Origin of the sequence: Bacteroides sp., from assembly GCF_030151085.1 — a bacterium.
Taxonomy (GTDB): domain Bacteria; phylum Bacteroidota; class Bacteroidia; order Bacteroidales; family Bacteroidaceae; genus Bacteroides.
In genome coordinates this window covers 1-13,194 of the sequence record NZ_JASLER010000076.1, presented here as the reverse complement: position 1 = coordinate 13,194, position 13,194 = coordinate 1, and the positions used below count along the sequence as shown (strand labels likewise).

At 41.4% G+C, this 13,194-nt stretch carries 8 protein-coding genes; 3 read left to right on the top strand and 5 right to left on the bottom strand.

The genetic code is table 11. The features are described from left to right. Positions 1-23 precede the first annotated feature (23 nt). A complete protein-coding gene (trxA, locus tag Q1W14_RS14875; protein WP_300702760.1) occupies positions 24-320 on the top strand; it encodes a thioredoxin in 297 nt (98 codons plus the stop codon). Positions 321-329: 9 nt separating this feature from the next. Beyond that, positions 330-824: a thioredoxin domain-containing protein gene (locus Q1W14_RS14870; protein ID WP_300702758.1), complete on the top strand. Its 495-nt coding sequence runs from the start codon at positions 330-332 to the stop codon at positions 822-824. A gap of 60 nt (positions 825-884) precedes the next feature. Here the strand turns inward: Q1W14_RS14870 and Q1W14_RS14865 are convergent, their stop codons facing one another. From Q1W14_RS14865 to Q1W14_RS14845, 5 genes are all read right to left on the bottom strand, one after another. Next, positions 885-1,724, bottom strand: a complete 840-nt coding sequence (locus Q1W14_RS14865; protein WP_300702814.1) for a histidinol-phosphatase — start codon at positions 1,722-1,724, stop codon at positions 885-887. A gap of 36 nt (positions 1,725-1,760) precedes the next feature. After that, a complete protein-coding gene (locus Q1W14_RS14860) occupies positions 1,761-3,644 on the bottom strand; it encodes an ABC-F family ATP-binding cassette domain-containing protein (protein ID WP_300702755.1) in 1,884 nt (627 codons plus the stop codon). Positions 3,645-3,673: 29 nt separating this feature from the next. Beyond that, positions 3,674-4,486 (bottom strand): DUF3805 domain-containing protein, encoded by an 813-nt coding sequence (locus tag Q1W14_RS14855; RefSeq protein ID WP_300702753.1) that lies wholly within the window; start codon positions 4,484-4,486, stop codon positions 3,674-3,676. A 265-nt stretch (positions 4,487-4,751) separates the two neighbouring features. Then, positions 4,752-6,599 (bottom strand): SusD/RagB family nutrient-binding outer membrane lipoprotein, encoded by a 1,848-nt coding sequence (locus Q1W14_RS14850; protein ID WP_300702751.1) that lies wholly within the window; start codon positions 6,597-6,599, stop codon positions 4,752-4,754. Between the two features lie 21 nt (positions 6,600-6,620). Continuing rightward, positions 6,621-9,827 carry a SusC/RagA family TonB-linked outer membrane protein gene (locus tag Q1W14_RS14845; protein WP_300702749.1) on the bottom strand — a complete coding sequence of 1,069 codons (3,207 nt, stop codon included), beginning with the start codon at positions 9,825-9,827 and terminating at the stop codon, positions 6,621-6,623. A gap of 1,040 nt (positions 9,828-10,867) precedes the next feature. Between Q1W14_RS14845 and Q1W14_RS14840 the strand changes: the two genes are divergently transcribed. Next, positions 10,868-12,958, top strand: coding sequence for a BT4734/BF3469 family protein (locus Q1W14_RS14840; RefSeq protein WP_300702748.1), 2,091 nt, complete (start codon positions 10,868-10,870; stop codon positions 12,956-12,958). Positions 12,959-13,194 lie beyond the last annotated feature (236 nt).

The window sequence follows — 13,194 nt, the reverse complement described above, 5'->3', positions numbered from 1 at the left end:
ACAATAACTAAAAGAATAAGATTATGGAAAAATTTGAAGAATTGATACAATCAGAAAAGCCCGTTTTAGTTGACTTCTTTGCTACTTGGTGTGGTCCTTGTAAAGCCATGCATCCGGTATTGGAAGAACTCAAAGGTGTAATCGGCGATGCTGCCCGTATAGCCAAAATTGACGTTGACCAACACGAAGAATTAGCAGCTCAATATCGTATACAAGCTGTGCCTACTTTTATTCTATTTAAGAAAGGCGAAGCAGTATGGCGGCATTCCGGTGTAATCGGCGGAAAAGAATTGAAATCCGTTATTGAACAAAATTCTTAATAATAAAAGATGAAGAAAATTATAACCATGTGTGTTCTGACCTTTACAAGTATGCTGACTTACGCTTGTACAGACGGAGCAAAACAACAGAACCAAGCGGAAGCTAAAGAAGTTCAAGAGCCTCAAAAATCCGAAGCTGAAGGCGATGTAGTCGTAATGAATAAAGCGATGTTCCTCAAGGATGTTTTTGATTACGAAAAGTCACAAGACTGGAAGTACAAGGGAAACAAGCCTGCTATTATCGACTTATATGCTGATTGGTGTGGTCCCTGCCGTTTGACTGCTCCCATCATGAAAGAGTTAGCTAAAGAATATGCCGGAAAAATCGTCATATATAAGGTGAACGTAGATAAAGAGAAAGAATTGGCAGCATTATTCAATGCAACAAGCATCCCTTTATTTGTCTTCATCCCGATGAAAGGAGAACCGCAACTCTTCCGCGGTGCTGCCGACAAGGCAACATACAAAAAAATGATCGATGATTTTCTGCTGAAAACAGAATAATATAAAGGTGATAGGGTGGTAAAGTGATAAAACTAACCACCCTATCATTTTATCACCTTATCACCCTATTTCTCTTTCTTCCCATTTCCCTCCATGTAACTCCATCACCTTTTTATAGCCCGCACGCTTTATTGCCTGCAAAGCTTCGGGACGACCGTTGTTTATCTTCTCCGGATAATGTGAGTCGCTATTCACTTGCACCTTGATACCCAAATCATGCAAGGTAGAGAAATAGCGTTCGTTAGGATAGAAAGTACCCAAATCATGGTAAGACTTTGTATTAATTTCCACCTGATATCCTCTTTGGGCTATATCGGCAAAATAAGTATGAACAAGCTGGTCATACCAAGGTTCATCAAGCAAGCCGGGACGATAGCAGGAAGCATTATAATGCATTTTATCTGCATGTCCCACAATATCAAAACCACCAGATTCTAACATCTTTGTCAATGAACGATAGTATTGTTGTACTACCCTTACAATATCTCCATCAAAATGCTCATCTACAATTTCTCTGAATTTATCAGCAGGAGTATCTATATCCACAATTTTTCCTGCATCAGTTGTAAGCATGTGAACGGAACCGATACGATAATCCAGTGGTAATTCTCGAAAGCGTGCCATAGACGGATTACTTTCTTCATCCAAATAATCAATCTCCAGCCCTATATACAACTCTATACGATCTGCATACCTTGCTTTTAAACGTTGGAACTCGGATAAATAATCATTCATTCTATCCCACTCCATCGTCCAGAAAGTAGAAAACGGCAATGGCGCATGAGAAGAAAAGCCATACGAAGTAAATCCTTCGCTAATAGCAAAGCGCACAAAATCTTCCATTCCCGCACGTCCGTCGCAATACAGGCTATGGCTATGGTAGTTCGTCAAGTTTCCCACTTTCATTCTTTAATCTTTAATTATTAATTTCTAACCTTAGTTCGACTCTATTTCACTAAGTTCAAGCCAACGAAAGGTTTTCTCATCAATCAAGTTGGCTATTTCGGGCAACCGTTTCGACTTTTCGGTAAGTTCATCCACGGTAAGAGTACCACTGCACAAAGCATCTTCAATTGCTTTCTTTTCTATTTCCAGTTCGCTTATCTCCTGCTCCAGTTGTTCAAACTCACGCCTTTCTTTGTAAGACATACGGCGTTTTTCGTTCAGGCGCACCTTGGCAGTCTTATCTTCCTGTGACTTGGCAACCTCTTTTTCTTTCTCCTGATGGGCTTTCACGTCTTTCCAATCACGGTATTGGGTGTAATTTCCCGGAAAGTCACGAATGTCTCCCTGACCATTGAATACCAAAAGATGATCTACTACTTTATCCATAAAGTAGCGGTCATGGCTCACCACAATAACGCAACCTTTAAAGTTTTGAAGGTATTCCTCCAAGACATTCAACGTGACGATATCGAGGTCATTCGTTGGCTCATCCAGCACAAGGAAATTAGGATTGCGCATCAGGACAGTACACAAGTAAAGGCGGCGACGCTCACCACCGCTCAATTTATAGACATAACTATGTTGAGTTTCGGGAGTGAAAAGGAAGTGTTGAAGAAACTGCGATGCAGTCAATTTCTTGCCATTTCCCAATTCTATGACTTCGGCAATGTCCTGCACCACGTCAATCACTTTCATCTGCTCGTCAAACTGCAAACCCTCTTGCGAATAATATCCGAAACGAACAGTCTCTCCAATATCCAGTGTTCCATTATCTGCTTGCTCGTGCCCCATCAATATTTTGATAAAGGTAGATTTTCCCGTACCGTTATTACCAACGATACCCATCTTCTCGTAACGGGCAAAGATATAAGAGAAGTCATCTAATATCTTCAAGTCCCCGAAAGACTTATACAAATGATCGGCTTCGAAAATCTTGCTACCAATATAAGATGCTTTGACATCCAGTTTTACATTATCATTATTGAAACGCTGTTTGGCAACCTTTTCCAGTTCATAAAAAGCATCTTCACGATAACGCGCTTTGTGTCCGCGAGCTTGCGGCATACGGCGCATCCAGTCCAATTCCGTACGATAGAGGTTATTGGCACGTTCCACTTCTACGGTTTTAGCTTCAATACGCTCCTGGCGTTTCTCCAGATAATAGCTGTAATTGCCTTTATATTGATAGATCTGCCGATTCTCTATTTCAATGATCTCAGAGCAGACACGATCCAGGAAGTAGCGGTCGTGAGTCACCATCAGCAAACTCAGGTTATTCCGACGCAGATATTCTTCCAACCATTCGGTCATATCAAGATCCAAGTGATTGGTAGGCTCATCCAAAATCAGCAAATCAGGCTCTGTAATCAATGTATTGGCAAGAGCTACACGCTTTAGTTGTCCACCGGACAACTGCTTCACCTGTTGGTTGAAATCATGGATTTTAAGTTGTGAAAGGATTTGCTTTGCCTTTTGCTCATACTCCCATGCCTTTTCATGATCCATACGAACCAGAATTTCATCCAATCCCGGATGTCCTTCTGTTTCCATGCAATGCTCGTATTCCTTGATTAACTCCACGGTACTATTACCATGATGGAAACAAGCCTCAAGCACCGTCAAATCTTCGGGATAACGGGGATCTTGCTCCAGATAGCCCACACGCAAGTCACGACGGAATGAAATAGTACCGCTTTCATATCCCTCCTTACCGGAAAGAATATTCAATAAAGTCGTCTTACCACTACCATTCTTTGCTATCAGACCGATACGTTGTCCTTCTGACAAGCCCCAAGAAATATTCTCGAATAATACCAGATCGCCAAACGATTTGGTAAGGTTCTCCACCTGAAGAATTGAATTAACTGCTGCCAACCTATTTTTATTTTTTAATTTTCAATCTTTTAATTTTCAAACATCTCCTTATAGGATTCCTCCAACTTGCAAGCCTCTCCAGCCTTCACCTTGCTCCATACCAGTTTCAAAGGGTCTATCCAAGTACCCGCCACTGTATTCAACAATATAGGTGCTTCCCGATTCCCATCTATCAAAGTACGCCATTCCATGCCATCCACTTCGTTGGCAAAAATCGCACATAGTACGATGCCAAGCGCCAACCAGGTTTCTTTCTTTTTGGGAGAGATTTCACTTTTATCCACAACCTCCTGCATTTTAAGAATGTCCTCCTCCATTCCCTGAAAGTCTTTCTTCAGAGTATCTTTTATGGAAGTATCCATCCACTCGTATGCTTCATTTATCTGATAGATTTCAGATAGTCGCACCGGAATAATTTCAGGCGGATACTTCTCACCTTCCTTACGTACTTCCAACGACGCTAATATTTTCTCAGCCTCGGCAACGGCTCCTCCTTTGCTCACTGTAAAGGAACATTCAAACAGGATATCACCTACTCCGGCATACCACAGATGAGAAGTATAATATGCTCCATCTTCCTCAAACATCTCTTTGCTATAGGCACATTCCATCTGCCCAATGTGGACGGCAGTAGCCGACGAGTTGTCTTTCAGTTCCGCACGCACAGCATCTTTGCCAAAAGATGCATTTCCTTTATAAGCCGAAATGCGAAAATTACCCGCCCATTCAGTAGGGTTATAAAAGAGGAATGTACCTTCTTCCGCTTCGAACTCATTCCAATCTGCCGGATAAATCATAGAAAACCATGCTCCCGGAGAGATAAATTTCTTGCCTTGTTCCATAATAATAAACTAATCCATGTGAAGTCTATCTTCACTATTCCTTGCAAAAGTAACACTCCCACCGTTGATATGCAAACAAACGGACACTAAAAAAACAGCCGATTCTCACGAACCGGCTGTTCCAATCATCATCTATGAATGAAGACCATTATAGCCTTCAATATTTTATTCAATCAAATGAATTTCAATGAAAATTCTATTAAATCTTTAATTTTGGATACAAAGATAGTGAATTTGCATCATAAAATAAAATGGAATGAAAAAATTAGTTTTGGGCACTATCCCACCATACGGGCAAAGTCCATACATCCTCGGCAGCATTCCAAAGTGCAATTGAAGTATCAGCTCCGGGAACAGTGACACCGATAGCTTGCAGATTGGCCGTATTGTAGTTGAGCTCATGACTGCATTGTTGCCAACGACGGAACTGTTTACCCTGCGGAATACCTTTTTGGGCTGTAGCATCTACGCCATAGCGTGCAGGAATATTCCAACCTAAGAAAAGTTCCGGATTGAAGTCGTAACGACGCATATCGTTCCAAATTTCCACGGAGAAATGCAATGCCAAACGCTTTTGAGTAAGAATCTTGCCTAAAGTAAGATTCTCTTTAGTACCAATGCCATTGCTCAAATAGTTGTCGATGTCGGCTTGCGTCATAGGAGAGAACGAGGGGCATGCTTCCAAATTGGCATCTTCACGGCACCACACTTTCAACTTATCGTTCATACCATCGATACTGGCTACAATACCTTTCTTATAAGCATCAAAAGCCGCTCCTTTATTACCCTGGTTAAAGAGTACCTCAGCACGTATGAAGCAAGCTTCGGCATAAGTTCCAATATAAGTGGGAGACGACACGCGAGTATAGAAACTTCCCGATTCGCGAGAGGCATCAGTGCCATCACGACGATAAAGCAAGTCAGGACGTCCTTGGTAAGCTTTACACTGGGTGGTACACTCTACATAAATAGTGTCACCCTTACGGGTAGGAGATTCACTGTCAATCCACCAGCTTTTGGCTGCCGAGAAGTTCGAGCGCAACGGTCCGCCGGTAAGGCTGGGAGTATCATTGCTAATCATGTCTACACCCATAGAACGACGCCAACCGTCTTTGAACTTCACCCCTGCGGGCGAATTACTTGATTGCTTCGAATATGCCCAAGGTAAGATCTTATCGGCACGCGGATCTTCTGTTCCATTTCCGGCAAAATTGGTAAGATTATCATAGAGCATCTTGGTAGGCATATAGCCGGCATTCATGCCACATACGGAAAAGAGCGGTGAATAATCAACCGGTTCGTCCCATCCCAATACATCATGCGAATTATTGGCATCAATATGATTGAATACGGTATTGTCGGCATTACTTTGCTGAGCCTTGTCAAGACAAGCCAGGATTTCTGTGGCATCGTATTTCCCTTCAAGATAACTTCCTGCACCCTTTTTGATAAGCTTGTTGATGTAACGTGCTTTAAGCAAGTATGCCAATTTGAGCCACTTGTCTACACTACCACCGTTCCAAATATCGCCCACAGCCAACGCAGCAGTCGCAGACCCTTGCTCTTTTTGGAACATCTCGATAGCGATGTCAAGATCGGTCAAACAGCCCAAGTAAATCGTTTTTCCATCGTTATAGGTAGGAGTAACACCGGCTTCGGCCTCACTTGACTTATAAGGCATTTCTCCATAAAGGTCCGTCATAAGCATAAAGCCATAGGCACGGATTACGCGAGCTGCGCCCACATAATGCCAAGCCTCGGCTGCCGTAGCCTTGTCAATCAAGAACGGAATATTTACAGCAGCTCCACAGAACCACCACTGGTAGGAAGTGGTAACCGCACCAGTCTGAGGACTCCAATAAGACATACTCCAATAAGCACCGCCGTCATAGTAGCGTGTCCAATCGCCCATAGACATACTGGAACGCCAAGCAGCAAACTGGGTGGCACTATTGGTATAAAATTCAATATGTGCCAATCGCGAGTCATAGGTCGCATTTTCAGCTGTGGGATTTTCGGGATCGACATTTACATCGAGCCAGTCACTACACCCCGAGAACAAAGTCATAAGGGCACCCGCACTACATAATATCATAGATTTGAATAGTTTCATATTGCTTCTATTTTTTAAGAGTTAGAAAGTAAGATTCAAGCCAAACGACATGGTAGAAGTGGCAGGTACACCGCAGTAGTCAAATCCTACAGATGATGATCCACCTACACCTGCACCGGCGGCAGCCACTTCGGGGTCACCATCGTAATTGGTGATGAGCAATAGATTGGTAGCGGCTACCGATACCGAAGCACGCTTTACAAATCCAATCTTGGCAAGCCACGTTTTAGGAAACTCATAGCTCAATGAAACAGAGCGTAAACGCAAAGAGTTAACATCGGTAATATAGTTGGCAGACTCCTTGGAGTAATAGTTCTGATAGTAATCCTTAATGATGTTATAACCGCTCATTTGTACTCCGTTGAAAGTATAGGTTTTATCGGCTTCCCAAGTATTGGTCACCGGGTCACCGTTGGAATTGACACCCGTTACGGTAAGAGGACGATTGCGTACATCAGCAGAGAACTGGCTTACACCGCTGTTGTCCATAGCATATTGAGTACCATTAACCACGTCGCCACCTACACGGAACTCCCATAGCATATTGAAAGTAAAATTCTTCCAAGTAAGGGTATTGTTCAATCCACCGGTAAACGATGATTCACGATTACCTACGGCTACAAGCGTCTTGTCATAAGTAGGCATACCATTTTTGTCGAGTATCACCTCACCGGCCTCATTACGTTTCCATTTAGTACCGGCAATACCCATAAAATCTCCACCGCTGAACGAGGCTGCCTGCATACCGGCATATTGCACATCGGTGACATACATCACACCCATACCTTCGGGAAGCCCGTCCAAAGTACCACGGTTACCTGCCATATTCAGACCAATATCCCATGTCCAGTCTTTAGTCTGTATGGGAGTTCCCGAAATAGAGAGTTCCATACCTTTATTATATACATTGCCCGCATTGATACTCCAAAAGATGTAACCGGTAGATTGCGGACCGCGAGGAGCAAGAATCTGATTATATGAATCGTTGGTATAGTATGCGTAGTCTATGTGCAGACGGTTTTTGAAGAAACTCAATTCCACGCCTATTTCGGTAGACTTGGTCATTTCGGGTTTCAGTTTGTCATTACCGCGTGTCCAAGTATTGCCCACACCTACCGTACCGTCAAGATAGGTACCGGTAGGCCACAAGGAAGTTTCCAATTCGTACACACCGGTATCTTTACCTACCTTGGCCCACGATGCACGCAGTTTACCAAAGTTGAGCACACTGTCATCCATCCAACCGAGCTTCTGCAACGCTTCAGTAAATACGAATGAACCGCTTACCGATGGATAGAAGTACGAACGGTTTTCAAGAGGAAGAGTAGAAGTCCAGTCATTACGGCCGCTCACTGTGAGATAAAGCATATTTTTCCACGATGCACGAAATTCTCCAAAAGCTCCTACCAAACGTTTCTTAGTAGCTGCATGCGTGAATTGTTTGTTGTCTTTACTGGCATTGGCGTATGAGAAGAAATCTGGAACAGAAAAATTCCAAGCCATCATCGAGCTACGGTCTGTTTTGGTTTCATCCATTGTAGCACCCAACAAAAGATTCAGGTCGAAATCACCAAACTTATGGCTCATGTTCGACATAAAATCATGACTCATATAGCGGAACTGCTGGGTATTGTCACTCATCATACCTTTTTGCCACACTTGTTTGAGCACGCCATTGGCAGCCAAACGGTTGGAAGCGGTTTGGGTATAACGGTCAATACCAATTTTATAAGAGACAAACCACCATTTGGCAATATCGGCTTTTATACTAACCATCCCATTGAAACGGTCGATGTCATCGTACATTTGGTTACGATTGACAATCCAATAGGGGTTGTCGCGTTCGTCCCATGGATCAAGACGATCGCCAAACAAACGATAACGGGTACCATCCTCGTTCTGATAGTGAGTCATCTGGTCGAAAGGCGACCAGTTGTACACACCATAAAGAGCACCATTACCACTCGAATTATAAAGCCCGGCACCCGTCAAAGTACGGTCTGTATGAGCATCGCTATAAGCGGCGCTGGCGTTAAAAGTAAAGATTCCTACCTTCTGCTCACCATTGAAACGGAAAGCATATTTCTTGTATCCGGTTTCGGGCACAACACCTACTTGATCATAGTAAGACCCTGAAAGATAGAATCTACTATTCTTGGTCCCTCCCGCTACACTGGCACTTTCATCGAAAATATTTCCGCCTTGGAAGAAATCATCTATGTTATCATAAGTAGCTGCGTTCGACTTCTCTCCCCACGAAGTATAGGCAAAGTCATTAAACACAGTACCGGTATAGTTCTTCTTTGAATCATATTGGTCTTCCATATATCCACGGGCATATTGACGCTGCGTTTGCGGCAGGCTTTTCACCCATGATGCAGTAAATTTAGAATTTATATTCACCTCAACCACGCCCTCTTTACCTTTCTTGGTAGTGATAAGAATAACGCCATTGGCTGCACGTGAGCCATATAGCGCGGCAGCAGCAGGGCCTTTGAGCACCGACATGCTCTCTATATCTTCGGGGTTGATATCCATCAAACGGTTGGAAGTAGTAGAGGCCGAACGCATGGAACCATCGAAAGCCGAATTGCCCACCACTGATGAAGAGTTATCAAAAATAACACCATCCACCACAAAGAGCGGTTGATTGTCTTTGCCTTCAGCACCCGACGTTCCTCCACGCAATATAATCTGAGCACCCGCACCAGCGGCACCGGATGACTGAGTAATATTCACACCAGCCACTTTCCCCGAAAGCGATGAAATAGGATTTGCGGTTTTTACGCGCATTAGTTCTTCACCTTTCACATCTTCCATGGAGTAGCCCAAAGCTTTTTTCTCTTTCTTAATACCCATAGCCGTAACAACGATCTCACCTAACGATTGGGTATCATCTTTCAATGTAACAGTATAAGCACTCGCTGCTCCTACTCTTACTTCTTCCGTAGCATATCCAACAAATGAAACTACCAGTGTGCCACCCACAACAGCATCCACCGAAAACTTTCCGTCGATGTCCGTCACGGCACCTGTACCAGAACCCTTTACTAATACGCTGGCGCCGATGATTGGCTCGCCTGTAGCGTCTACAACTTTACCTGTGATTTTCTTGGCTTGCTGAGTACTTTGGGAACTTGGCACATTTTCGGCAGCTTTTACCGAATAGGGGGATGCCATCCCAAACAATGCAAGCAACACTAATGATAAGCAATAATTTCTTTTCATAAGCTCTATTATTTGGATTTGTTTGCAAACATATAAATAAATTTAGTAATTCCCTCGGCAAACAGGCTAAAAATTTCTAAATAAATATTAAATTATTTGCATTTATACATTTGCAAAGTTTGAAACAAATATTTAAATGTTTAAAAACAAAGCTAGATGAAAACATTATGATTTCAATAACCAATTATACATATATTTATGATATGTATGTAATACTTTTTGTTTCATATAGATGCCTTATCTATATTTTGAAAATCATTATTCCATAGACAAGGATGTGTTTATATAACTATATTTTATATAATATATCGCTAATTTGCAAAATTACGACTATACAGCAAGGCTTTACAATTATAAATTAGTTGAAACAATTCATAAGTTCATAAAAAAATAGTGTTTGAGTATTAATTAGTAGGCAATACATGAATAACATATATTAAGACATGTTTTAAGACAATGTATTAACAAAAAAACATTCATTTTGCTTCCATGCTTCCACTTATTAACTAAACAATTGACAATAAGTACTATATCTGTGGTGGTAGAAAAGAAAATGGAGTGGTAGCAAATGAGTTGCTTCCACTCCATCTTATGACATTCTATTGTATAATTTATTATTTATCAATTAAGTTACTAACATAAAGGACATAATATTGCCATATCTTTAGGTTTTAAAGTATACATGTTTCTTGGGCTAAATAATGGTGTAGAATACATCAGTGACTCATGTTTCTTTTACTCAGCCCGTAAATATTATCTGTTTAGCTCTTTTGTTTATGAAAAGCTTACATTTGTAAATAGATCTGTTTACAGCAATGAATAAATAAGCCTACTAATGACGACTTATCTATTCACAATTGTGGGCTGCTATTTAATACATAGCAAAGATGCAATAAACATGGAGTAATTGCAAATGAAACGCCTTTATTCATCAGAAGAAATAGTGCTATTTTATTCAATGAAATGCTTGCATTCCGAAGCATAGTGTTGTACCTTTACAGGTATAAAACCTAAATGAGAATCAAAACAAAAATTACAACATGAAAATCACTTTAATTAGAGAAGAAAAAGAAAATGGGAAAGAAATAATAAGTATCTGTAATACAGACTCACTGATTGAAAAAATAAAAACAGAAACCAAGTCAAAACATGTGTCTGCCTTGCGCAACATCACCCCTCGTCTGGAAGGGACAACAGTTCATTATGAATACATTGACAAATTAGCACGAATTTATTCTGCTGCCGAATATACTCGCACAAAAGAAGGCGAACGACGAATGAAGACATATAATGGACTGATACAAATAGAAGTAAACAAATTATCCGGTTTGCCCGAAGCGGAATTAGTAAAACAACAAGCTGCACTCTTACCGCAAACGTTCGCTGCATTTTGCGGGTCAAGTGGAAAAAGTGTAAAGATATGGGTTCGCTTTGCACTACCGAATGGTGACTTACCAAAGAAAGAACATGATGTGACTTTGTTTCATGCACATGCTTATCAGCTAGCAGTAAAGTGCTATCAACCTTTGTTGCCTTTTGCGATTACCTTAAAAGAGCCAACATTGGATCAAAACTGCCGCATGACATTAGACCAATACCCCTACTATAATCCCCAAGCAGTAGCTTTTTGTTTGGAACAACCATTCTCCATGCCTGGTGAATCTACATTTCGCCAACAAAAGCAAGCAGAAAAAAATCCCTTATTGAGATTAAAACCCAGCTATGAAAGTTCCGATACTTTCACTATATTATATGAAGCTGCCCTTAACCGGGCAATCCATGAGATGGAAGACTGGCGGCGGGGAGATAACTTACAGCCATTACTGATACATTTGGCAGAACATTGCTTCAAAGCCGGCATTCCCGAAGAAGAAGTCGTCAGACAAACATTGATCCATTACTATCGACAAGCAGACGAGCAAACAATCCGTTTAACTCTTCATAATCTTTATCAGGAAAATAGAGGCTTTCACAAAAAAAGCAGTCTCACGAAAGAACAAGAAACTGCATTTTTACTAGAAGAATTCATGAACCGCCGTTATGAATTCAGATACAACACGGTGTTAGGAGATTTAGAATATCGTCAACGGGATTCTATCCATTTTTACTTTAAACCAGTAGATCGCCGTTCGCGAAACAGCATATCTATTAGTGCATTAAAGGAAGGTATCCAAGTTTGGGATCGCGATGTGGATAGATTTCTGACTTCAGACTATGTGCCATTGTATAATCCAATTGAAGATTATCTATGTGAAGTAGGCAATTGGGATGGAAAAGATCGAATTCGTGCGTTGGCTAATTTAGTTCCATGTAATAATCCGTATTGGCGGGATTTATTTTATCGCTGGTTTCTTAGTACAGTAGCGCATTGGCGTGGATTGGACAAACAACATGGAAATAGTACTTCTCCTTTATTAGTGGGTCCACAGGGTTACCACAAGTCTACTTTTTGCCGTATTTTGTTACCACCCGAACTTCGTTTCGGCTATACAGATAGTATTGATTTCAAAAGTAAACAAGAAGCGGAGCGCAGTTTGGGGCGTTTCTTTCTTATCAATCTTGATGAGTTTGACCAAATCAGCATTAACCAGCAAGGGTTCCTCAAACATTTATTGCAAAAACCGGTTGCTAACCTACGGAAGCCCTATGGTACCACCATACAAGAAATGCGCCGATATGCATCATTCATCGGTACGAGTAATCAGAAGGACTTACTCACTGATCCGAGTGGAAACCGTCGTTTTATCTGCGTTGAAGTGACCGCACCCATTGAAACGAATGTCACGATTAACTATAAACAGCTTTATGCCCAAGCCATGTCTGACATCTGTAATGGTGAGCGTTACTGGTTGGACGACAAAGATGAGGCTATTCTGAAGCAAACAAACCAAGAATTTGAGCAAATCAGCCCACTTGAACAACTTTTTCATTGTTACTTTAGTTCAGCAAAAAATGAAGATAATGGCGAATGGTTGACTCCCATGGAAATACTTTCTTATCTCCAAACAAAAACGAAAGATAATCTGGCTATAAACAAGATAGCTTATTTCGGGCGGACGCTTCAAAAGCTGAATATACCCTGTAAGAAAGCAAGTAGAGGAACTCTTTATCATTTAATAAAGTTAGGATAATTTATTTTTAGCAGTGGAAGCAATCAACTTGCTTCCACTCTACTTCCACCACTTAATTATCTAATTTAATGGGAAATATGACTGAGTGGAAGCATGGAAGTAAAATATACATTTTATTATTTGTGAGTATTTTACCTAAGTTCCCAAAGTACTCAGCAAGCCAAGAAAATCACAGGTAAAGTTGTAGACGCTACAGGCGAGCCAATCATCGGCGCCAGCGTATTAGTAAAGGGTTC

Excerpts from the sequence above, each read along its gene's own strand:
- trxA (WP_300702760.1), top strand. The coding sequence starts at position 24 with ATGGAAAAATTTGAAGAATTGATACAATCAGAAAAGCCCGTTTTAGTT.
- Q1W14_RS14870 (WP_300702758.1), top strand. The coding sequence starts at position 330 with ATGAAGAAAATTATAACCATGTGTGTTCTGACCTTTACAAGTATGCTG.
- Q1W14_RS14855 (WP_300702753.1), bottom strand. The coding sequence starts at position 4,486 with ATGGAACAAGGCAAGAAATTTATCTCTCCGGGAGCATGGTTTTCTATG.
- Q1W14_RS14850 (WP_300702751.1), bottom strand. The coding sequence starts at position 6,599 with ATGAAACTATTCAAATCTATGATATTATGTAGTGCGGGTGCCCTTATG.
- Q1W14_RS14845 (WP_300702749.1), bottom strand. The coding sequence starts at position 9,827 with ATGAAAAGAAATTATTGCTTATCATTAGTGTTGCTTGCATTGTTTGGG.
- Q1W14_RS14840 (WP_300702748.1), top strand. The coding sequence starts at position 10,868 with ATGAAAATCACTTTAATTAGAGAAGAAAAAGAAAATGGGAAAGAAATA.